The organism is Uliginosibacterium sediminicola, from assembly GCF_039631295.1.
Classification (GTDB): Bacteria; Pseudomonadota; Gammaproteobacteria; order Burkholderiales; family Rhodocyclaceae; genus Viridibacterium; species Viridibacterium sediminicola.
Map to the genome: position 1 here is coordinate 435805 of NZ_JBDIVE010000001.1, position 21076 is coordinate 456880.

Consider the following 21076-nt stretch of genomic DNA (forward strand, 5'->3'; position numbering starts at 1 on the left):
TGCGTATCAACAACTACAGTCGGAAATGTTCGCCGAGATAAATCTGGCGCACCTGGTTATTTTGCACAATTTCCTGCGGCCGGCCACCGGCCAGCACCTCGCCGGCATTGATGATCCAGGCGTGGTCACAGATCCCCAATGTCTCACGCACATTGTGGTCGGTAATCAGCACACCGATGCCACGCGCCTTGAGAAAACCGATGATCTTCTGGATGTCGATCACGGCAATCGGGTCCACGCCGGCAAAGGGTTCGTCGAGGAGAATCAGTTTGGGTTGCGAGGCCAGCGCACGGGCGATCTCCACCCGCCGCCGCTCGCCGCCGGACAATGCGATGGAGTCGGCGTTCTTCAGATGGCCGATGTTCAGCTCGTGCAGCAGGGAATCGAGGCGCGCCTCCTGCTCCTTGCGCGAGAGCTTTTGCAGCTCCAGCACGGCGAGGATGTTCTCGGCCACGGTGAGCTTGCGGAAAACCGAGTTTTCCTGCGGCAAATAAGACAAACCCATCTGTGCACGGCGGTGCATGGGCAGATGGGTGATTTCGGTGGCGTCCAGATAGATATGGCCGCCGTCGGCCTTGACCAGGCCGACGATGGTGTAGAAGCAAGTCGTCTTGCCCGCACCATTGGGACCCAGCAAGCCTACCACCTCGCCGCTGCCGACCTGGAAGGACACGTCCTTCACCACGGTACGCGATTTGTACCGTTTGCGTACGCTCTCAACCCTCAGCAGACTCATCAACAGGATCTCTCAACAACGTGCGGACAATGTCCGCGGAAAAACCACGCGATTGCAGGAAGCGGGCTTGTCTGGCCCACTCCTTTGCATCGCCGGGCACCTGCCCGAACTTTTTCTGCCAGACGCCACGCGCACGGCTGAGCTCATCGTGCTCGAGCACTTCATCGAGCGCGGCGCGCACCTGCTCGCCGGCAACGCCACGCTCCTCAAGCTCGCGGCGGATGCGTGCAGCGCCCAGACGCGCCGCCTTGCTCCGTACATAGCTTTCGGCAAAGCGCTGATCCGACTGAAGCCCGGTCTCGGACATGCGTTCAAGCACGGCGTCGACATCGTCGCCCTCACTGGCTCGGGCCTCCAGCTTGCGTCTGAGTTCCAGGCGCGAATGCTCGCGCGTGGCCAGCAGACGCAAGGCTGTCGATTTGAGCGATTGGGCGGCGGGCTTCTTCACTGCGCAAAACTTTTACTCGCCCTTGACCTGCATGGCGGCCACACCAACGGCTTCGCGGATCTTGTTCTCGATCTCGCGGGCCACCTCGGGGTGTTCGCGCAGGAATTCGCGGGCGTTGTCCTTGCCCTGGCCGATCTTCTCGCCGTTGTAGGCGTACCAGGCGCCGGACTTGTCGACGAATTTGTGCTCGACGCCCATGTCGACGATTTCGCCTTCGCGCGAGATGCCTTCGCCGTAGAGGATGTCGAAATGCGCTTCCTTGAACGGCGGCGAAACCTTGTTCTTGACCACCTTGACCTTGGTTTCCGAACCGACGACTTCGTCGCCCTTCTTGATCGTGCCGGTACGGCGGATATCCAGACGCACCGAGGCGTAGAACTTCAGCGCATTACCGCCGGTGGTGGTTTCCGGGCTGCCAAACATCACGCCGATCTTCATGCGGATCTGGTTGATGAAGATGACCAGAGTGTTGGTGCGCTTGATGTTGGCGGTCAGCTTGCGCAGCGCTTGCGACATCAGGCGCGCTTGCAAACCGGGCAGCTGGTCGCCCATCTCGCCCTCGATTTCGGCGCGCGGCGTCAGCGCGGCGACCGAGTCGATGACCACCAGATCGACGCCGCCGGAACGCACCAGCATGTCGGCGATTTCCAGTGCCTGCTCGCCGGTGTCCGGTTGCGAAATCAACAGTTCGCCAACATTGACCCCCAGCTTTTGCGCATAGGTGATGTCCAGCGCGTGTTCGGCATCGATGAAGGCCGCTGTGCCGCCCAGCTTTTGCAGCTCGGCCGTGACCTGCAGGGTCAGGGTCGTTTTACCGGAAGATTCCGGACCGTAGATTTCCACCACGCGTCCGCGCGGCAAGCCACCAATGCCCAAGGCGATGTCCAGACCCAGCGAGCCGGTCGATACGGCCTGGATGTCAGAGACGACCTCACCATCGCCCAGGCGCATGATGGAGCCCTTGCCGAATTGTTTCTCGATCTGCGCCAATGCAGCGTTCAATGCCTTTGCCTTGTTGTCGTCCATGCAAGCTCCTGGTTCGTGTCGCGTTGAGTCGACCAAATTATGGCACAGAGCTTGCGTGCTGGCCGCAGCAATCTTGCACCTCTCAACTTACATGCCAAGGCCACATGGCAAAGCCATCCCGCCCTGCCCCGCTCGTGCCGCGAAGCCTGTCTTCATTGTGATAACTTGCATCCGGCAACATATTTTCGTGTCGTCTTGAAAGAAATCACTGATAGATTGGCGAGCTGTTGAAAACGGACCGATCAACATGGCGGCGCTACGGCAACGTTGCGCTGGAAACGATGCTGCACATAACAAAAATCAGCACAGCGCTGATCCTCGGCAGCCTGCTGGCCGCCTGCCACCCCAAAGAAGCTTCCAAAGAGACGGGTAACAAGGAACACAGCACGGCGAGCGCAGCCGGAAGCAGCGCCAATGCCAGCGCCGCCCGGCCGCAGCCAGTCACCACAGTGCTCTCGCGCATCGATACCGTGCCCATCGTGCTGTCTGCGCAGGGCAATGTGTTATCGCTTGACGAAGTCGATATCCGTCCGCAGAAAACCGGCATGATCAGCAAGATCCACTTCACCGAAGGCGACGAGGTCAAGCGCGGTCAATTGCTGTTCTCGCTCGATGATCGCGAAGATCAGGCCAATGTCAAAAAGGCCGAGGCCACCCTGGCTGGCACGCAGTCGCAGATCGTCATCGCGCAACGCGAACTGACGCGCAACACCGATCTGTTCAATCAGAAGTTCGTCTCCAGCGCGACGGTGGACACCTCGCGCAGCAAGCTCGAAACCTTGCAATCGACACTCGACCAGAACAAGGCAGCGCTGGATCAGGCGCGTGCGGTACTGTCCTACTCATCCATCCGCGCGCCCTTCAACGGTCGTGCCGGTCGCATCGACGTGCGCCCGGGGTCGCTGGTGCTGGCCAACACGACCATCTCCCTGGTCAAGATCACGCGCATGGACCCGATCGGCGTCAGCTTCAATCTTGCCGAGCGCGACCTGGTCCGCTTGCGTGCCGCCCAGCGCAATGGGCCGGTCAGCGTCCAGGTCGACGTGCCCGGCCAGCGCGACGAAGCGGTCAAGGGCAAGGTCGTCTTCATCGAGAGCACGGTCGACAAGGTCTCCGGCACCATCGGTGTGAAAGCCGAAATAGACAATGCCCAGCGCAAGCTGTGGCCAGGGCAATACGTCACCGTCCGCGTCAATGCGGGCCAGATCAACGACGCCCTGGTGTTGCCGCCGCAAGCCATTGTGAACGGCCCGAACAACCGCTTTGTCTACATCGTCAAACCCGACATGACGGTCGCCCAGCAGCCCATCGAGCTGGTGCGCATCGCCGGCCGCAACGCCATCGTCACCGGCATCGAGCCGAACCAGAAGGTGGTGCTTGAAGGCGCATCGAATCTGCGCCCGGGCAGCACGGTCGTCGAAGTACCGGCGGGCGGCCGCAATGGCAAGGGCGGCAAGGCTGAACAGTCGGCCCCCGCGTCCGAGTCGGCACCTCAGGCGGGCGAGAAGAATGGCGCCAAAGCTGCGGGTAGCACACAATGAAACTGGCCGAACACGCGATTGACCGGCCCGTCGCGACAACCCTGTTGTGGCTGGCGATCATCCTCGGCGGTTTCGCGGCGGTATTCCGCCTGCCGATTGCCGCCCTGCCCTCGTTCAACCAGCCGACCATCAACGTCAACGCGCAGCTCTCCGGCGCCAGCCCGGAGACCATGGCCTCCTCGGTGGCGATGATTCTGGAGCGACAGTTCTCGACCATCTCGGGGCTGCGCACGATGACCTCCAGCAATACGCTGGGCAGCACCAATCTGACCCTGGAATTCGAGCCCTCTCGCAATATCGATGCGGCCGCGGTGGACGTGCAGGCGGCGCTGTTCCGCGCATCACGCCAGCTGCCAACCGAAATGACGACGCAGCCGACCTATCGCAAGGTCAATCCGGCTGACGATCCGATCCTGTTCATCTCGATCAGCTCGCCCTCGATGTCGCTGGACCAGCTCAATGCCTTCGCCGACAACATCATCTCGCCGACCCTGTCGACACTCGATGGCGTCGCCCAGGTCAGCATCAACGGCCAGAAACGCTTTTCGGTGCGCGTCAAAGCCGATCCGGAAAAGCTCGCCGCGCATGATCTGACGCTCGCCGAAGTGGCCAGCGCACTCAAGGCGACCAATGCCAATACGCCGGTCGGCACCCTGGAAGGCCCGCGCCAGACCCTGATCATCAACGCCAATGATTCGCTCAAGTCGGCGGCCGAATTCTCGCGTGCGGTAATCGCCAGCAAGAACGGCATCTCCATCCGCCTCTCCGATATCGCCCAGGTCGAGGACAGCGTCGAGAACCTGCGCAATGCCAGCTGGGTCGATGGCGAACGCGCCATCACCTTGTCGGTACAGCGCCAACCGGACGCCAACACCGTCGCCGTGGTCAATGCCGTCAAGGCGGCACTGCCCGGTCTGCGCGAGCAACTACCGGCCTCGGTCGAGATCAAACCACTCAATGACCGTGCCGTCGCCATCAGCGACTCGATCCATGACGTGGCGCTGACCATGGGCCTGACCATCGGCCTGGTGGTGCTGGTGATCCTGCTGTTCCTGCGCCGGCTGTCGGCAACCCTGATTCCCTCGGTCTCGGTGCCAGCCTCACTGCTGGCCACTTTCGGCGTAATGCTGTGGGCCGGCTACTCGCTCAACAATATCTCCCTGATGGGCTTGACGATTGCCGTGGGCCTGGTCGTCGATGATGCCATCGTCGTGCTGGAGAACATCGTCCGCTACGTCGAGCAAGGCATCAAGCCTTATCAGGCGGCAGTGCGCGGCGCACGGGAAGTGGGCTTCACGGTAATCTCGATCTCGATCTCGCTGGTTGCGGTGTTCATCCCGATCTTCTTCATGCCGGGCACCATCGGCCTGTTGTTCCACGAGTTTGCGGCCGTCGTCTCGATTTCCATTCTCGTCTCGGCAGCCGTAGCACTGACCCTGATCCCGATGCTGGCGGCACGCTTTGTCTCGCATCATGACGAGAGCAAACCCGACCCGCTGTGGAGCCGGCTCTTCGAGCGCGGCTTCAACGCCGTGCTGTCAGCCTATCGCCGCACGCTGATGGCTTCGCTCAAGCTGCGCTGGCTGATGCTGCTGATCGCTGCCGCCACCTTCGCCGGCACAGCGGTGCTCTACATCACGCTGCCCAAGGGCTTCTTTCCGGAAGAAGACATTGGCCAGGTGCGGGTGAACATCCAGGCCAGCGCCGACATCTCCTGGCAAGCCATGCGCGAGGTGCACGAAAAGGTGCAGGCGCGCGTGCTCAAGAGCGACTACGTGGCGCAGTCGGTCTCCAACTCCGGCGGCGGTTTCGGCGCATCCAATAATCGCAGCTCGATGTTCCTCACCCTCAAGCCACAGAACCAGCGCCCGCCGATGAAGGACGTACTGGAGAGCTTGCGCAAAGCCACCAGCGGTATCCCTGGCGTGCAAGTCACCTTCACTGCAATCCAGAATTTGCGCATCGGCGGCCGCAGTTCGAATGCGCGCTTCCAATACACCCTGCAATCGGTGGACTTCGACAAGCTCAGCGACTGGGCCGATCGGCTGCAGCGCAAAATGCGCGAATCGCCCTTGCTCAAGGACATCAATAGCGATGCTGATCGGCGTGGCCTGCAAGCACGCGTCGTGGTTGACCGCGACCGCGCGCAGAACATGGGCGTGGACATGCAGACCATCCGCGAGGCGTTCTACAGCGCTTTCGGTGAACGTCAGGCCGCCAGCATCTACCTGCCCGAAGACACCTTCTACGTCATCCTGCAGCTGAGCGACGAAGTGCGCGCCAATGAAACGGGCCTGGAACGCATCAAGGTACGCGCCAAGAACGGCACCCTCGTACCGCTTTCTGCGGTCGCCACGGTTGAGCGCCGCGCCGTCAATACTGCCGTCAACCACCAGGGGCAATTGCCTGCGGTGACCCTGTCATTCAACCTTGCGCCGAATGTCACGCTGTCACAAGCCATCGACGAAGTGCGCGCGCTCAAGGCCTCGCTCAACATGCCGCAGGGCGTGTTCGGCGACTTCGCTGGCGACGCTGCGGTCTACCAGTCCTCGCAAGGCACCCAACTGTGGCTGATCCTGGTCGCGATTGCGGTCATCTACGTGGTGCTCGGTGTGCTGTATGAAAGCTGGATTCATCCGATCACCATTCTGGCCGGCATCCCCTCGGCCGCCGTTGGTGCCCTGCTGGCGCTGAAGCTCGTCGGTCTGGAGCTCTCCTTCATCGCGCTGATCGGCATCCTGCTACTCATCGGCATCGTCAAGAAAAACGCCATCATGATGATCGACTTTGCACTCGAAGCTGAGCGCAAACACGGACGCTCACCGCGTGAGGCCATTGTCGAAGCCTGCACGCTGCGCTTCCGTCCGATCATCATGACCACGCTTGCCGCTGTGATGGGTGCGCTGCCGATTGCACTGGGTCTGGGCGCGGGCGCCGAACTGCGCCAACCGCTGGGCGTTGCCGTGGTCGGTGGTCTGTTGTTCTCGCAGCTGATCACGCTATACATCACCCCTGCCCTGTATCTTTCCTTCGACTGGCTACAGCACAAGCTGGGAATCGGGCAGGCGCCCGGTCACCATCGCGTGCGTCACTGAGCCGCAGCACATGAGCCAGACGCAAGTCCAGGCCTTGTTGCAGCAAGTCCAGCTCGACGCCGCGCTGGACCTGCTGAATGAATGGCTGCAGCGCGAGCCCCAGTCAACACTCGCGCTGCAGTACCAAGGCCTCACCCGGCTCTGGCTGGGCGATGCCGTGGCAGCCGAAGCCAGCTTTCGCGCCGCACTCGCCCTCGATCCCACGCTGCCGCGCAACCAGGCCAATCTGGGCATCAGCCTGCTCGCCCAGCAGCGTTATGCCGAAGGCCTGCCGCTTTACGAAGCACGCGATCAGGTCGACGGCCCGCGCTTTCCGGGGCTGACGGCGCAGCGCCGTTGGCAAGGTGAAGCACTGGCCGGGCGGCGCCTGCTACTGGTGCGGGAACAGGGCTTTGGCGACCAGATCCAGTTCATCCGCTTCGCAGCCGAACTCAAAGCATTGAGCGCTGGCGCCGTCATCGCCTCCGTCTCGCCGGGCCTGGGCAGCCTGCTCGCCAGCGCGCCCGGAGTGGACGCGCTGAGCGAAGGCGACATCCCCAGCGAGGCCTACGATCTGTGGTGCCCGCTGATGTCCCTGCCCTGCCTGCTGGGCATCGCTGCACCGCCTGCGCCAGCCCGCCTGCCCTATCTGCACGCACCCGCCGCGCAGCACCAGCACTGGCAACAGCGCATCGATGCATGGGCTGGTGACAAGCCACGCATCGGCGTCGTTTGGGCCGGCAGCGCGCAGAGCGCAATCGACACCCGCCGCACCCTGCCTGCCGCACTGATGCTGGAAATCCTGCACGCGCGCGGCCAGGCCGTGGCCTTTTCACTGCAACTGGGAGACGCAGCGCTGACGCTGATCGATCAGCAAATCGCCGCCGGCCTGATTCCCCTGTTCGATTTGCTGCAGGATTTTGCCGATACCGCCGCAGTCATCGAACAGCTTGACCTGGTGATCAGCGTCGATACCGCTGTCGCCCACCTCGCTGCTGCGCTGGGCAAGCCCGTCTGGCTGCTGCTGCCGGTTGGCGCGGACTGGCGCTGGGGACAAAGCGGCGAGCAAACGCCGTGGTATCCGAGCATGCGCATCTTCCGGCAAACACAGTACGGCAACTGGCGCGACGTCGCACTCAGCGTCGCCGGCGAGCTGCAACGCGGTCTCGCCTGATCGTCCACGCCCCACTTTTGCACCGACACGGCATCTATTCGCCCAAGCCTTCCCTGTTGCGGTGCAGGACGATTGACGTGCCCTGCGCCCTCCTTTAAGATCGCCCGGTCTTTGACAGCACGCAAACTTTGCCTTGCTGATAAAAAAATGAAGGCAAATTTGCAAAGGCACCAGCCTGCGATGTTCACGCCCTTCCTCAAGCCTGTAGCGCTCCAGATTGCAGCCATGCTGCTCGGTGCGGCGCTGGGAGCGGTGCTGTTCGGTAGTCGCGGCGCTTTGAGTGCCCTGCTCGGAGGACTTTCGATCACGCTGCCGACGGCCTTTTTTGCCTGGCGCCTGATTCAGGTAGCACGGCGCCCCGGCGCCTCGCATGTGAATGCCTTCTTTATTGGCGAGGCCATAAAGATCGCTTCCGTTGCTGGAATCCTTGTCCTTGTGCGGCTTTTGTTTCCCGAAGCGCACTGGGGCGCAGTCGTGATGGGTTTGATCATCACGCTGCAAGCGAATTTTTTTGCATTATTGGTGAAACATTGACATGGCAACTGAAGCTGCAGCGCACGCCCCAAGTGCGAGTGAATACATCGTCCACCATCTGACCCACTTCAACACGCTGGGCGAAAAACAGTCCGTTATCGTGGACTGGAATACCGTCAATATTGACACCCTGTTCTACTCGATCACCCTTGGCGTCGTCGGCATGCTGCTGCTGTGGCTGGCTGCGCGCAAGGCGACTTCGGGCGTGCCCGGCCGCTTCCAGGCTGCAGTCGAACTGCTGGTTGAAATGGTCGCCGACCAGGCCAAGGGTCTTATTCACAGCCCCGAATCGCGCAAGCTCGTTTCTCCGCTGGCACTGACCGTCTTCGTCTGGGTGTTCCTGATGAACGCCATGGACTTCCTGCCGCTCGACGTGATCCCCAATATCTGGGCCAGCATCTACGGTTCGATGGGCCACGACCCACACCACGCCTATATGCGCGTCGTGCCGACCGCTGACCTCAACGGCACCCTCGGCCTGTCGATTGGCGTGCTGCTGGTCTGCCTGTTCTACAACGTCAAGATCAAGGGCGTCAGCGGCTGGGTGCATGAGCTCTTCACCGCGCCGTTTGGCAGCCATCCGGTGCTCTACCCGGTCAATTTCGCGATGCAGATCATCGAATTCCTCGCCAAGACCGTCTCGCACGGCATGCGGCTGTTCGGCAACATGTTCGCCGGCGAACTGCTGTTCATGCTGATCGCCCTGATGGGTGCCGCCTGGACCGGCTGGAACGCCACCAGCATCTCGCTGTGGATCGGTCAGGTGCTGGCCGGTTCGGTGTGGGCGATCTTCCACATCCTGATCGTGCTGCTGCAAGCCTTCATCTTCATGATGCTGACCCTCGTCTATGTCGGTCAGGCGCATGAAAGCCACTAAGGGTCTTCTGGCACAAACCGGTTTCTAGTTTCACGTTTTATTTTCAACCCCGCTTTTCAAAGCTCATTCATTTCAACCAATAGGAGTAGTCATGGAACACGTTCTCGGCCTCGTCGCACTGGCTTGCGGTCTGATCATCGGTCTCGGCGCAATCGGTGCCTGTATCGGCATTGGCCTGATGGGTGGCAAGTATCTGGAAGCAGCTGCACGCCAACCTGAACTGATGAACACCCTGCAAACCAAGATGTTCCTGCTGGCCGGTCTGATCGACGCTGCATTCCTGATCGGTGTCGGTATCGCCATGCTGTTCGCCTTCGCCAGCCCGTTCGTCCTGAGCTGATCCGGCCCGACTCTCCATCCAACTTAAGACGGGAGTTAAGCCGTGAATCTGAACGCAACGCTATGGGCTCAGCTCGTCGTGTTCGCGGTGCTGGTCGGTTTCACGATGAAATTCGTGTGGCCCCCCATCATCAAGGCACTCGACGAACGCGCCAGCAAGATAGCTGACGGGCTCGCTGCTGCAGACAAGGCCAAGACCGATCTCGCACTCGCCGAGAAGAAGGTCGTTGAAGAATTGCGCAAGGCGCGTGAATCCGGCGCAGAAGTGCGCAGCGGTGCTGAAAAGCAAGCTGCCCTGCTGCTCGAAGAAGCGCGTGCCGAAGCGAACCGTATCGTTGCCGCAGCACGCGAGGCCGCTCAGGCCGAAGCCAGTGCTGAAGCACAACGGATCAAGGAAGCACTGCGTGACCAGGTCGCCCAATTGGCGGTCGCGGGCGCAGAACGCATCCTGCGCAAGGAAATCAACGCCCAGGTCCATGCCGAGCTGCTCGCAAACCTGAAACAGGAACTCATCTAAATGGCCGAGAACGTCACCCTTGCGCGTCCGTACGCCGAGGCGGTGTTCGCCCTGGCGCGCGACGCCGGTACGCTGGACACATGGTCCGGCGTGCTGTCGCGTCTGGCGCAGGTGGCGGCCGATGCGGATGTACGCGATTGCCTCGCCAACCCGAGCCTGTCGCCGGAACGTCTGGTACAGCTGCTGGCCGAATCGGCCGGTGGCGCACTGGGCGCCGAACAGCAAGCCTTCGTCGCGCTGCTCGTGCAAAACGAACGCGCTGCGCTGCTGCCGGAAATCAGCACGATGTTCCACCAGCTCAAGAACGTGCACGAAGGTGTGCGTGACGCTGTCGTGACCTCGGCATTTCCGCTCGATGCAGCCGCACAGGCCCAGCTGGTCGGCGACCTGCAATCCCGTTTCGGTACCCGCCTGAACGTATCGGTGGCGGTCGATCCTGAACTCATCGGTGGTGTACGCATCGCCGTCGGGGACGCCGTGATCGACGCTTCGGTGCGCGGCAAGCTCGCCGCTATGGCCGCAGCCCTACAGAATTAGGAGCATTCAAAATGCAACTCAATCCCTCTGAAATCAGCGATCTCATCAAGAGCCGCATTCAGAACCTGCAACTGGCTGCAACGTCCCGCAATGAGGGTACGGTGGTGTCGGTGACTGACGGTATCGTCCGTATCCACGGCCTGACCGAAGTCATGCAGGGCGAAATGCTGGAATTTCCCGGCAACACTTTCGGCCTCGCGCTGAACCTCGAACGTGATTCCGTCGGCGCCGTGGTGCTGGGTGAATACGAGCACATCTCGGAAGGCGATACGGTCAAGACCACCGGCCGCATTCTCGAAGTGCCGGTCGGCCCCGAACTGCTCGGCCGCGTCGTCAATGCACTGGGCCAGCCGATCGACGGCAAGGGTCCGATCAATGCCGCGATGACTGACAAGATCGAAAAGGTTGCGCCGGGCGTGATCGCACGTCGCTCCGTGTCGCAGCCGGTGCAAACCGGTCTGAAGTCGATCGACTCGATGGTGCCGGTCGGCCGTGGCCAGCGCGAGCTGATCATCGGTGACCGCCAAACCGGTAAGACTGCAGTTGCAGTCGACGCGATCATCAACCAGAAGGGTCAGAACATGACCTGCATCTACGTGGCTATCGGTCAGAAGGCATCGACCATCGCCAACGTGGTACGCAAGCTGGAAGAGCACGGCGCACTGTCCTACACCATCATCGTTGCTGCTTCGGCTTCTGATTCGGCCGCGATGCAGTTCATCGCACCGTACGCCGGTTGCACGATGGGCGAATACTTCCGTGACCGCGGTCAGGACGCGCTGGTGGTCTATGACGACTTGACCAAGCAAGCTTGGGCTTACCGTCAGATCTCCCTGCTGCTACGCCGTCCGCCGGGCCGTGAAGCTTACCCGGGCGACGTGTTCTACCTGCACAGCCGCCTGCTCGAACGCGCCGCACGCGTCAATGAAGAGTACGTCGAGAAGTTCACCAATGGTGAAGTCAAGGGCAAGACCGGTTCGCTGACCGCTCTGCCGGTGATCGAAACGCAAGCTGGTGACGTGTCTGCCTTCGTGCCGACCAACGTGATCTCGATTACCGACGGCCAGATCTTCCTGGAAACCGACCTCTTCAACGCCGGTATCCGCCCCGCTATCAACGCCGGTATCTCGGTGTCGCGCGTCGGTGGTGCTGCACAGACCAAGGTCATCAAGAAGCTCGGCGGCGGTGTCCGTCTGGCACTGGCCCAGTACCGCGAACTGGCGGCTTTTGCCCAATTCGCCTCGGACCTCGACGAAGCAACGCGCAAGCAGCTCGAACGTGGCCGTCTGGTGACCGAGCTGATGAAGCAGGCGCAGTACGCACCGCTGTCCGTCGCGGAAATGGCCATCACCCTCTTCTCGGTGAACAAGGGTTATTTCGACGGCGTCGAGATCAAGCGCGTGCTGGCCTTTGAATCGGCCCTGCACCAGTTCGTGAAGTCCAGCAACGCCGCGCTGGTCGACAAGATCGAGACTTCCAAGGATCTGGATGCGGAGGCAGAGAAGGAACTGACCGCCGCTGTCGAGTCTTTCAAGAAGAGCTGGGTCTAAGGCGCGGGAGACATCGACATGGCAAGCGGAAAGGAAATCCGTACCAAGATCAAGAGCGTGCAAAACACGAAGAAGATCACCAAGGCCATGGAGATGGTTGCTGCTTCGAAGATGCGCAAGGCACAGGATCGCATGCGGGCGGCTCGCCCGTATGCTGAAAAGATCCGTCGCCTTGCCGCCAATCTCTCGCAAGCCTCGATCATCGACTACAAGCATCCGTTCCTGACCGAGCGTGCTTCCGTCACGCGCGTCGGCCTGATCCTCGTCACGACTGACAAGGGTCTGTGTGGTGGTCTCAACACCAACGCGCTGCGTCTGGCTGTCAACAACATGCGTGACTGGCAAGCCGCTGGTGTCACCGATGTGCAGGTTGCCGCCATCGGCAACAAGGGCCTCGGTTTCATGCAGCGCATGGGCGCCAAGGTGGTGTCCAACGCCGTCGGTCTGGGCGATACGCCGCACATGGAAAAGCTGATCGGCCCGGTCAAGGTGCTGATCGATGCCTATCTTGCAGGCGAGCTGGACAGGGTTTATCTGGTCTACACCGACTTCATCAACACGATGAGGCAGGAAGCAAAGCTGGAACAACTGCTGCCGCTCACCGGTGAGCGCATGGGTGCGTCTTCGGAAAGCTGGGACTACATCTACGAGCCGGATCCGCAGATCGTCATCGACGAATTGCTGGTGCGTTACGTCGAAGCGCTGGTCTACCAGGCCGTCGCCGAAAACATGGCTTCGGAACAGTCTGCCCGCATGGTGGCCATGAAGGCCGCTTCGGACAACGCCGGTACGGTTATCAAGGAATTGCAGCTGGTCTACAACAAGACCCGTCAAGCCGCGATCACGAAAGAAATTTCGGAAATCGTCAGCGGCGCAGCAGCAGTCTAGTTTATAAAATTGGGGAAATGACAATGAGTCAAGGATCCGTTGTTCAGTGTATCGGCGCCGTGGTGGACATCCAGTTCCCGCGCGATGCGATGCCGAAGATTTACGAAGCATTGAAGCTCGATGCCTCGGAAGAAAACGCGCTGGTCGAAAAAGGTCTGACCTTTGAAGTCCAGCAACAGCTCGGCGACGGCGTCGTGCGTACCATTGCCATGGGCTCCTCCGACGGCATCCGCCGCGGCATGAAGGTCAATGGCACGGGCGCCGGCATCTCGGTGCCGGTCGGTCACGGCACGCTGGGCCGCATCATGGATGTGCTGGGTCGTCCGATCGACGAACTGGGCCCCATCGAAGGCGACGAAGTGCGTGAAATCCACCAGGCTGCACCGAAGTTCGACGAGCTGTCGCCTTCGGTCGACCTGCTCGAAACCGGCATCAAGGTGATCGACCTGGTCTGCCCGTTCGCCAAGGGCGGTAAGGTCGGCCTGTTCGGCGGCGCCGGCGTGGGCAAGACGGTGAACATGCTGGAACTCATCAACAACATCGCCAAGCAGCACAGCGGTTTGTCGGTGTTCGCTGGTGTGGGTGAGCGTACCCGTGAAGGGAACGACTTCTATCACGAAATGGCAGAAGCCGGCGTCATCCAGCTCGACAACATGAAAGAGTCGAAGGTGGCGATGGTCTTCGGTCAGATGAACGAGCCCCCGGGCAACCGTCTGCGCGTGGCGCTGACCGGTCTGACCATGGCCGAGAAGTTCCGTGACGAAGGCCGTGACATCCTGTTCTTCGTCGACAACATCTACCGTTACACCCTGGCCGGTACCGAAGTGTCCGCGCTGCTGGGCCGTATGCCTTCCGCCGTGGGTTACCAACCGACGCTGGCTGAAGAAATGGGCAAGCTGCAAGAGCGCATCACCTCGACCAAGGTTGGCTCGATCACCTCGATCCAGGCCGTGTATGTGCCTGCCGATGACTTGACCGACCCCTCGCCTGCAACGACCTTCCTGCACTTGGACTCGACCGTCGTGCTGTCGCGTGACATCGCCGCCCTGGGTATCTACCCGGCCGTGGATCCGCTCGACTCGACGAGCCGCCAGCTTGATCCGCTGGTTGTGGGTGAAGAGCACTACAGCGTGGCCCGTGGCGTGCAGCAAACCCTGCAACGCTACAAGGAACTGCGCGACATCATCGCCATTCTGGGCATGGACGAGCTCGCACCGGAAGACAAGCTGATCGTGGCGCGCGCGCGCAAGATCCAGCGCTTCCTGTCGCAGCCCTTCCACGTTGCAGAAGTGTTCACGGGTTCGCCGGGCAAGTACGTGCCGCTCAAGGAAACCATCCGTGGCTTCAAGGGCATCGTGGCCGGTGAATACGACCACCTGCCGGAACAAGCCTTCTACATGGTTGGCGGCATCGACGAAGCCGTCGAAAAAGCGAAGACGCTGCAGTGAGGGATAAGGGGCTAGGGGCTAGAGGCGAGGGTTAAATTTGCGGCCGACAAAGTCGGCCGCTTACTAAACCCTAGTCCGGAGTCCCGAGTCCCTAGTCCCTCACTCCGAAAGGAGTAACAAAATGGCAATGACCGTACACGTCGACGTCGTCAGCGCGGAAGAGCAACTCTTCTCCGGGCTGGCTGAAATCGTGTCGCTGCCGGGCGAGTCGGGCGAACTGGGCATCCTGCCCGGCCACACGCCGCTGCTCACCCGCATCAAGCCGGGTACCGTGCGCATCAAGCTGCCCAATGTCGCCGAAGAAGAAGTGATCTTCGTCGCCGGTGGTCTGCTTGAGATTCAGCCCGGTCTGGTGACGGTGCTGGCCGACACGGCAATTCGCGGCAAGGATCTGGACGAAGCCAAGGCACTCGATGCCAAGCGTCGCGCCGAAGAACTGCTGGCCAATCGCGAAGGCAGTATCGATCTGGCCAAGGCACAGGCCGAACTGGCTGCCGCCATCGGTCAGCTCTCGGCAATCGAAAAGCTGCGCGCACTCAAGCACTGAGGCGCAAAGTACTGCTCACAACAAAGGCGTCCTGCGAGGCGCCTTTGTCTTTTTTAGAGTTCCGAAATGAGGCATAAGCATTATTCGATTTGTCTCAGCCGGTGCCCACTCAAGCTGCCATAGTGCAGCCCTATGCTTCATACAGGGGCCATTTTCGCTCTGGTCAGACCAGACATTCCCCGATTTAGCGCATTCCTGCCGTCCCCTCCCCCCATCCACGCCCCAAAGCCGTGGCACGCGGATTGCTGCTAGGACTCATCTTTGTTCAACCAGGGGAGTCCCATGTTCAAGCCCGGCAGACGTGCGCTGTGTTCCGCAATCGGTGGTGTGATTTTTGGATTGATGTGTTCGGTCCCTGCACAAGCGCAGGAACTGACCAAGCTGAAATTCACGCTTGACTGGCGTTTCGAAGGCCCGTCAGCGCCTTTCCTGCTTGCCAAGGCCAAGGGTTATTTCGCCGCCGAAGGTCTGGATGTCACCGTCGATGCAGGCACCGGCTCCGGTGCAGCGGTGACCCGCGTAGCGACCGGCGCCTATGAAATGGGCTTTGCCGACTTCAATGCGCTGGTCGAATACGACGCGCAAAACCCCGGCTCCAAGCTGCAAGCGGTCTACATGGTCTACAACTTCAGCCCGGCGGCCGTCGTCTCGCTGAAGAAGTCCAACATCACCAAGCCGCTTGATCTGGTCGGCAAGACGCTCGCCGCGCCGGTCTTCGATGCCGGCCGCAAGGCGTTCCCCGCCTTCGCCAAGTCCAACAAGCTCGATCCGGCCAGCGTGAAGTGGCAGTCGGTTGATCCGGCACTGCGCGAAACCCTGCTGGCGCGCGGCGAAGTGGATGCCATCACCGGCTTCTCCTTCACCAGCATCCTCAGCCTGGAAGCGCGCGGCGTGAAGGAATCGGACCTCAACGTGATGCTCTACAACGATTACGCTGTCGAGCTGTATGGCAATGCCATCATCGCTTCGCCCAAGCTGATCGCTGAAAAGCCCAAGGCCGTTGAAGGCTTCCTGCGTGCCTACAACAAGGCGCTCAAGGAAACCATCGCCAATCCGGACGCTGCCGCGACCTACGTCAAGGCGGCCGATGCACTGGCTGATCTGGCGCTGGAAACGCGCCGTCTGAAGATGGCGATCAACTCGGTCATCGCCACCCCGGAAGCCAAGGCCAACGGTCTGGGCGGCATCACCGACGACCGCATGCAACGCTCCATCGCGGAAACCGCTGCAGCGTACAACCTCAAGTCCGTACCCAGTGGTAAAGAGCTTTTCAATTCGACTTTCCTGCCTGCCAAGGCAGATCGTCTGATCAAGTAAAAAAAGTTCTGCGCAGTGCGGAGGGGCGCAGAACATGCGCCCTCCGCCGTTCAACGCCAGCACACTGGCCGCTAGCAGGAGCCCCCATGAGTTTTGTACGTTTCGAAGATGTCAGCCTCGCCTATTCCGAGGGCGGCAACCTCGCCATTCAGGACATCAACCTGGAAGTGCGCGAGGGCGAATTTGTCTCCGTCGTCGGCCCTTCGGGCTGCGGCAAATCGACGCTGATGAAGCTGATCTCGGGCCTGCGCCCGCCCTCCAACGGCTATGTCTATGTCAATGGTCGCCAGGTTGGCGGCCCGCTCAACATCATCGGCATGGCCTTCCAGGCGTCCAACTTGCTGCCCTGGCGCACGACGCTGCAAAACGTCATGCTGCCGATGGAAATCGTCGAACCCTACCGCAGCCAGCGCAAGCAAAAACGCGCTGAGTTCGAGGAAATGGCGCGCGCCCAGCTGGCCCGCGTCGGCCTCGCTGGTTATGAAGACAAGTTCCCCTGGGAGCTCTCCGGCGGCATGCAGCAACGCGCCTCGATCTGCCGCGCGCTGATCCACAAGCCGCGCCTCTTGATGCTCGACGAGCCCTTCGGCGCGCTCGACGCCTTCACCCGCGAGGAGCTGTGGTGCATGCTGCGCGATCTGTGGCAGCAGCAGCCTTTCACCGTCATCCTGGTCACCCACGATTTACGCGAAGCGGTGTTCCTCGCCGACACCGTTTATGTCATGAGCAAGCGCCCGGGGCGCATCCTCGTCAAACGCGAGATCGACCTGCCGCGTCCGCGCGATCTTGAAATCACCTACACCGATGCCTTCGCCTCGCACGTCCACGTGCTGCGCGAAGCCATTGGCCGCGTCCGGGAGAGCTGAAATGCATTTATCGCAAAAGACCCTCGGCCGTCTGGCGCCCTGGCTGCTGAGCTTGTTCCTGCTAATCATCTGGGAAGCTGTGTGTCGCGGCTTTGAAATCAAGCCCTTCCTGTTCCCGGCGCCCAGTCTGGTGTGGACCACCGGCGTGGAGCTGGCCAAGCCGATTTTCGAGCACTCCATCCATACCTTCCTCACCACCATGGCGGGCTTTGCCATCGCCGTCGTGGTCGGTGGCCTGCTGGGCATGATTGTTGGCTCATCTCCCATCGTCTATCGCGCGCTCTACCCGATGCTGGTGGGCTTCAACAGCGTGCCCAAAGTGGCGTTCGTACCGGTGCTGGTGGTGTGGTTCGGCATCGGCACGATTCCGGCCATCATCACCGCCTTCCTGATCTCCTTCTTCCCGGTGGTGGTGAACGTGGCGACCGGCTTGTCGACCCTGGAGCCGGAACTTGAAGACGTGCTGCGCTCCCTCGGCGCCTCGCGCCTGGACATCCTGTTCAAGGTCGGCCTGCCGCGCTCGATGCCCTACTTCTTTGCCTCGCTCAAGGTCGCCATCACACTGGCCTTCGTCGGCTCGGTGATTTCGGAGACGGTCGCCTCCAATCTGGGGATCGGCTACCTGATGATGAGCGCCAGCGCGTCGATGAACATGCCCCTGGTGTTCGCCGGTCTGGTCGTCATCGGCGCCATGGGTGTGGTGATGTACGAACTCTTCGCCTGGCTCGAACGCCGCATCACTGGCTGGGCCGTGCGCGGACAGAACGCGCCGGGCTGATCCGGACACATCACGCCTCGCAAAAAAACAAGGCCCGCCGGACAGATCCAGTCCGGCGGGCCTTGTCTTTGCGCGGGTGAAATCAGCTCAGCGCTTTGTGCACGCACTCGCCCAGCACATGCGTGGCATGCACGCTGCGATCATCGCCCAGCGCCATCAGTGCGAACAGGCGCTCGTCGATGCGCGTGGTGTATTCGGCGCGGAATTGCAGCTCGGCCGGGCTCTGCAAGCTCAGCACCACGAAGTCCGCTTCCTTGCCCTCGGCAAAATTGCCGATGCGGTCTTCCAGCGCCAGCGCTTTGGCACCGCCGAGCGTCGCCAGATACCAAGCGCGCCAGGGCGACAGCACCTGGCCGAGCGACTGGCCGACTTCGTAGGCGGCGCCCAGGGTGCGTAGCAGGGACAAGCTGGTGCCGCCGCCGACATCGCTGGCCAGACCGACCTTGACGCCTGCGGCGGTGCTGGCCGGGTAATCGAACAAGCCGCTGCCGAGAAAGCGGTTGGAGGTCGGACAGAAGGCAATCGCCGATTCGGTTTCGGCCATGCGCGCGCGTTCGGCCTCGCTCATGTGGATGCCGTGACCGTAAATCGCGCCACGGCCGAGCATGCCGAAGCGGTCGTAGACGTCGAGATAGCCCTTGCTGTCGGGGAAGAGCTGCTGCACGAAACGGATCTCGTCGAGGTTCTCGGAGAGGTGCGTCTGCAAGTGCATGTCCGGCCGGCTGCGGAACAGCTCGCCGGCCACCTGCAGCTGCTCGGGCGTCGAGGTGATCGCGAAGCGCGGCGTCACGCTGTAGCGCAGTCGGTCCTTGCCGTGCCAGCGCTCGATCAGGGCGCTGCAGTCCTCCAGGCTGGTCGCGGCCGTGTCGCGCAAGCCGGTCGGGCAATTACGATCCATCATCACCTTGCCGCACAGCATGCGCAGCTTGCGCGCCTGGGCGGCACGGAAAAACGCATCGACCGAATGCGCATGCACGGTGCCATACACCGAGGCGGTGGTGGTGCCATTGGCGAGCAGGCGGTCGAGGAAGAAAGATGCCGTGGCATCGGCGACGCGCGGATCGGCGAAGCTCTCCTCGGCCGGGAAGGTGTGTTCGTTGAGCCAGTCCAGCAACTGGCGGCCGAAAGCGCCCATGACGCGCATCTGCGGGTAGTGCACATGGGTGTCGATGAGGCCGGGCATGATCAGCTTGCCGTGGTAGTCGAACAGGCGCGCGGTGTAGCGCGTGGTGTTCGGCAGATCGCGCAGCACCGCGTCCCAGGTGCCGCAGCGCCGGATCAAGCCGTTTTCGATCAGCAGGGCACCGTCTTCGAAATACTGCCAGCAGGCTGGATCGTCGCCCTCGCCCGGATCGGCGAGAAAGTGCAGGACCGGCCCGCGAACCAGGATGCTGTGATTTTGGGGATTCATGAGAGATACCTCCTGAGCCGTGCCTTGATCACCCGGCACGGCGAACAATCTAGTGAGCGGCGTTGGCCAGGCTACGCGCCAGCGCATTATGCCGTTGCAGCACGGCGGGAAGATCGAGGGTGCCCAAGTGGCCATCGCGCACCACCACGCGGCCATTGATGATCGACCAGTTCACGCGCAAGGAGGCGCAGAACACCAGCGCCGCCACCGCGTCATGCACGGCGCCGCCAGCCATAGCCACGTCGTCAAGCTTGAAAGCCACGCAATCAGCGCTCATGCCCGGCGCCAGCGCGCCGATGTCGTCCCGCCCGAGCACGCGTGCGCCGCCCAGCGTAGCGATCTCCAGCGCATCGCGCGCACTCAGCGCCGCCGGACCGAAGCCGACGCGCGCCAGCAGCATTGCCTGACGCGCCTCGCCGAGCATGTGCGCGCCATCGTTCGAGGCCGAACCATCGACGCCGAGCCCCACCGGCACGCCGGCCTTGCGCATCGCCGGTACTGGCGCGATGCCGGACGCCAGGCGCATATTGGAGCACGGGCAGTGCGCCACGCCGGTACCGGTGCGCGCGAACAAGGCGATGCCGGCTTCGTCGAGCTGCACGCAGTGCGCATGCCAGACATCGTGGCCGGTCCAGCCCAGCGATTCGGCGTATTCAGCAGGCGTCATGCCGAACTGCTCGCGACTGTAGGCGATGTCCTTGAAGTTCTCCGCCAGGTGGGTGTGCAGGCGCACGCCGTAACTGCGCGCCAGCTGTGCCGATTCGCGCATCAAGTCGCGGCTGACCGAGAACGGCGAACAAGGCGCGACGGCAATCTGCAGCATGCTGTGGCGCGAGGCATCGTGATACTGCTCGATGAGGCGGCGTGTGTCGCGCAGAATGTCCGCCTCCTGCTCGACCACCCGATCCGGCGGCAAACCGCCCTGCGACTGCCCCACGCTCATGCTGCCGCGGCTGGCCGTGAAGCGCATGCCGATTTGCTGCGCGGCTTCGATGCTGTCATCGAGGCGGCAGCCGTTCGGGTAGATGTAGAGATGGTCCGACGAGGTGGTACAGCCCGAGAGGATCAGCTCGGCCATCGCGGTGAGCGTGGACACGCGGATCATCTCCGGCGTCAGCCCGGCCCAGATCGGGTACAGCGCGGAGAGCCAGTCGAACAGCTCGGCGTCCTGCGCGGCGGGAATCGCCCGCGTCAGGCTCTGATACATATGGTGATGCGTATTGATCAGGCCGGGCAGCAAGACGTGACCGGCCATATCGATGACTTCGTCGGCCTCGGCCGGCAGATCCGGCGTAGTGCCGACAAGCTCGATCACGCCATCACGGATGAACAGACCGCCGCCGGCGATCTCGCGGCGCGTGGCGTCCATGGTGACCAGCACATCGGCATTTTTCAACAACAGGGTAGACATGAAGAAGGAGCTCAGCTGTTTGGACAACTCGTGACAAGTCAGGATAGGACATTTTCA

Annotated in this window: 20 protein-coding genes; 15 read left to right on the plus strand and 5 right to left on the minus strand. The window is 61.8% G+C overall.

Annotated features, from left to right (window positions below; all coding sequences use genetic code 11):
* Positions 1 to 13 precede the first annotated feature (13 nt).
* From lptB to recA, 3 genes are read right to left on the minus strand one after another with little or no spacing between them, the layout of a single operon-like run.
* Positions 14 to 736 (minus strand): LPS export ABC transporter ATP-binding protein, encoded by a 723-nt coding sequence (lptB, locus tag ABDB84_RS02065; protein WP_345918012.1) that lies wholly within the window; start codon positions 734 to 736, stop codon positions 14 to 16.
* Positions 717 to 1184 carry a recombination regulator RecX gene (gene recX, locus ABDB84_RS02070; protein WP_345918013.1) on the minus strand — a complete coding sequence of 156 codons (468 nt, stop codon included), beginning with the start codon at positions 1182 to 1184 and terminating at the stop codon, positions 717 to 719. Before recX ends, lptB begins: the two co-directional genes overlap by 20 nt.
* A gap of 12 nt (positions 1185 to 1196) precedes the next feature.
* Entirely contained in the window at positions 1197 to 2210 is a 1014-nt protein-coding gene (gene recA / locus ABDB84_RS02075; protein ID WP_345918014.1) for a recombinase RecA, read from the minus strand.
* Positions 2211 to 2491: 281 nt separating this feature from the next.
* On the opposite strand from recA, the gene ABDB84_RS02080 reads away from it, so the two are divergent.
* The 15 genes from ABDB84_RS02080 (at position 2492) to ABDB84_RS02150 (ending at position 18197) form a co-directional block, all read left to right on the plus strand.
* The gene (locus ABDB84_RS02080; protein ID WP_345918015.1) at positions 2492 to 3751 is read left to right on the plus strand and encodes an efflux RND transporter periplasmic adaptor subunit; all 1260 of its coding nucleotides are present in this window, start codon (positions 2492 to 2494) and stop codon (positions 3749 to 3751) included.
* Positions 3748 to 6846 (plus strand): efflux RND transporter permease subunit, encoded by a 3099-nt coding sequence (locus ABDB84_RS02085; RefSeq protein WP_345918016.1) that lies wholly within the window; start codon positions 3748 to 3750, stop codon positions 6844 to 6846. Before ABDB84_RS02080 ends, ABDB84_RS02085 begins: the two co-directional genes overlap by 4 nt.
* A 10-nt stretch (positions 6847 to 6856) precedes the next feature.
* A complete protein-coding gene (locus ABDB84_RS02090; protein WP_345918017.1) occupies positions 6857 to 7999 on the plus strand; it encodes a glycosyltransferase family 9 protein in 1143 nt (380 codons plus the stop codon).
* 180 nt (positions 8000 to 8179) lie between these two features.
* Entirely contained in the window at positions 8180 to 8533 is a 354-nt protein-coding gene (locus ABDB84_RS02095) for an ATP synthase subunit I (protein ID WP_345918018.1), read from the plus strand.
* Between the two features lies 1 nt (position 8534).
* Positions 8535 to 9410, plus strand: coding sequence for a F0F1 ATP synthase subunit A (gene atpB / locus ABDB84_RS02100; protein WP_345918019.1), 876 nt, complete (start codon positions 8535 to 8537; stop codon positions 9408 to 9410).
* Between the two features lie 91 nt (positions 9411 to 9501).
* On the plus strand, positions 9502 to 9750 hold the full coding sequence (gene atpE / locus ABDB84_RS02105) for a F0F1 ATP synthase subunit C (RefSeq protein ID WP_345918020.1): 249 nt from the start codon (positions 9502 to 9504) through the stop codon (positions 9748 to 9750).
* Between the two features lie 42 nt (positions 9751 to 9792).
* Positions 9793 to 10266 carry a F0F1 ATP synthase subunit B gene (locus ABDB84_RS02110; RefSeq protein WP_345918021.1) on the plus strand — a complete coding sequence of 158 codons (474 nt, stop codon included), beginning with the start codon at positions 9793 to 9795 and terminating at the stop codon, positions 10264 to 10266.
* Positions 10267 to 10803 (plus strand): F0F1 ATP synthase subunit delta, encoded by a 537-nt coding sequence (locus ABDB84_RS02115; protein WP_345918022.1) that lies wholly within the window; start codon positions 10267 to 10269, stop codon positions 10801 to 10803.
* A gap of 11 nt (positions 10804 to 10814) precedes the next feature.
* Entirely contained in the window at positions 10815 to 12353 is a 1539-nt protein-coding gene (gene atpA / locus ABDB84_RS02120) for a F0F1 ATP synthase subunit alpha (RefSeq protein ID WP_345918023.1), read from the plus strand.
* A gap of 18 nt (positions 12354 to 12371) precedes the next feature.
* A complete protein-coding gene (gene atpG / locus ABDB84_RS02125; RefSeq protein WP_345918024.1) occupies positions 12372 to 13241 on the plus strand; it encodes a F0F1 ATP synthase subunit gamma in 870 nt (289 codons plus the stop codon).
* A gap of 23 nt (positions 13242 to 13264) precedes the next feature.
* A complete protein-coding gene (atpD, locus tag ABDB84_RS02130) occupies positions 13265 to 14689 on the plus strand; it encodes a F0F1 ATP synthase subunit beta (RefSeq protein WP_345918025.1) in 1425 nt (474 codons plus the stop codon).
* Positions 14690 to 14810: 121 nt separating this feature from the next.
* Positions 14811 to 15236, plus strand: coding sequence for a F0F1 ATP synthase subunit epsilon (locus tag ABDB84_RS02135; protein ID WP_345918026.1), 426 nt, complete (start codon positions 14811 to 14813; stop codon positions 15234 to 15236).
* A 342-nt stretch (positions 15237 to 15578) separates the two neighbouring features.
* Complete coding sequence (locus tag ABDB84_RS02140) at positions 15579 to 16553, plus strand: ABC transporter substrate-binding protein (protein ID WP_345918027.1); 975 nt, start codon at positions 15579 to 15581, stop codon at positions 16551 to 16553.
* Positions 16554 to 16639: 86 nt separating this feature from the next.
* Positions 16640 to 17419: an ABC transporter ATP-binding protein gene (locus tag ABDB84_RS02145; protein ID WP_345918028.1), complete on the plus strand. Its 780-nt coding sequence runs from the start codon at positions 16640 to 16642 to the stop codon at positions 17417 to 17419.
* A 1-nt stretch (position 17420) separates the two neighbouring features.
* A complete protein-coding gene (locus ABDB84_RS02150; RefSeq protein WP_345918029.1) occupies positions 17421 to 18197 on the plus strand; it encodes an ABC transporter permease in 777 nt (258 codons plus the stop codon).
* An 82-nt stretch (positions 18198 to 18279) separates the two neighbouring features.
* Here the strand turns inward: ABDB84_RS02150 and guaD are convergent, their stop codons facing one another.
* Positions 18280 to 19608, minus strand: a complete 1329-nt coding sequence (gene guaD, locus ABDB84_RS02155; RefSeq protein ID WP_345918030.1) for a guanine deaminase — start codon at positions 19606 to 19608, stop codon at positions 18280 to 18282.
* Between the two features lie 49 nt (positions 19609 to 19657).
* Positions 19658 to 21019: an 8-oxoguanine deaminase gene (locus ABDB84_RS02160; RefSeq protein ID WP_345918031.1), complete on the minus strand. Its 1362-nt coding sequence runs from the start codon at positions 21017 to 21019 to the stop codon at positions 19658 to 19660.
* Positions 21020 to 21076: the final 57 nt, after the last annotated feature.

What these genes read in the sequence shown, in the direction of transcription:
- ABDB84_RS02160 (WP_345918031.1), bottom strand. Translation starts at nt 21,019, where the DNA reads ATGTCTACCCTGTTGTTGAAAAATGCCGATGTGCTGGTCACCATGGAC.
- recA (WP_345918014.1), bottom strand. Translation starts at nt 2,210, where the DNA reads ATGGACGACAACAAGGCAAAGGCATTGAACGCTGCATTGGCGCAGATC.
- ABDB84_RS02135 (WP_345918026.1), top strand. Translation starts at nt 14,811, where the DNA reads ATGGCAATGACCGTACACGTCGACGTCGTCAGCGCGGAAGAGCAACTC.
- ABDB84_RS02150 (WP_345918029.1), top strand. Translation starts at nt 17,421, where the DNA reads ATGCATTTATCGCAAAAGACCCTCGGCCGTCTGGCGCCCTGGCTGCTG.
- ABDB84_RS02080 (WP_345918015.1), top strand. Translation starts at nt 2,492, where the DNA reads ATGCTGCACATAACAAAAATCAGCACAGCGCTGATCCTCGGCAGCCTG.
- guaD (WP_345918030.1), bottom strand. Translation starts at nt 19,608, where the DNA reads ATGAATCCCCAAAATCACAGCATCCTGGTTCGCGGGCCGGTCCTGCAC.
- ABDB84_RS02095 (WP_345918018.1), top strand. Translation starts at nt 8,180, where the DNA reads ATGTTCACGCCCTTCCTCAAGCCTGTAGCGCTCCAGATTGCAGCCATG.
- atpE (WP_345918020.1), top strand. Translation starts at nt 9,502, where the DNA reads ATGGAACACGTTCTCGGCCTCGTCGCACTGGCTTGCGGTCTGATCATC.
- ABDB84_RS02140 (WP_345918027.1), top strand. Translation starts at nt 15,579, where the DNA reads ATGTGTTCGGTCCCTGCACAAGCGCAGGAACTGACCAAGCTGAAATTC.
- lptB (WP_345918012.1), bottom strand. Translation starts at nt 736, where the DNA reads ATGAGTCTGCTGAGGGTTGAGAGCGTACGCAAACGGTACAAATCGCGT.
- atpA (WP_345918023.1), top strand. Translation starts at nt 10,815, where the DNA reads ATGCAACTCAATCCCTCTGAAATCAGCGATCTCATCAAGAGCCGCATT.
- atpG (WP_345918024.1), top strand. Translation starts at nt 12,372, where the DNA reads ATGGCAAGCGGAAAGGAAATCCGTACCAAGATCAAGAGCGTGCAAAAC.
- atpB (WP_345918019.1), top strand. Translation starts at nt 8,535, where the DNA reads ATGGCAACTGAAGCTGCAGCGCACGCCCCAAGTGCGAGTGAATACATC.
- ABDB84_RS02090 (WP_345918017.1), top strand. Translation starts at nt 6,857, where the DNA reads ATGAGCCAGACGCAAGTCCAGGCCTTGTTGCAGCAAGTCCAGCTCGAC.
- ABDB84_RS02085 (WP_345918016.1), top strand. Translation starts at nt 3,748, where the DNA reads ATGAAACTGGCCGAACACGCGATTGACCGGCCCGTCGCGACAACCCTG.
- atpD (WP_345918025.1), top strand. Translation starts at nt 13,265, where the DNA reads ATGAGTCAAGGATCCGTTGTTCAGTGTATCGGCGCCGTGGTGGACATC.
- ABDB84_RS02115 (WP_345918022.1), top strand. Translation starts at nt 10,267, where the DNA reads ATGGCCGAGAACGTCACCCTTGCGCGTCCGTACGCCGAGGCGGTGTTC.
- ABDB84_RS02145 (WP_345918028.1), top strand. Translation starts at nt 16,640, where the DNA reads ATGAGTTTTGTACGTTTCGAAGATGTCAGCCTCGCCTATTCCGAGGGC.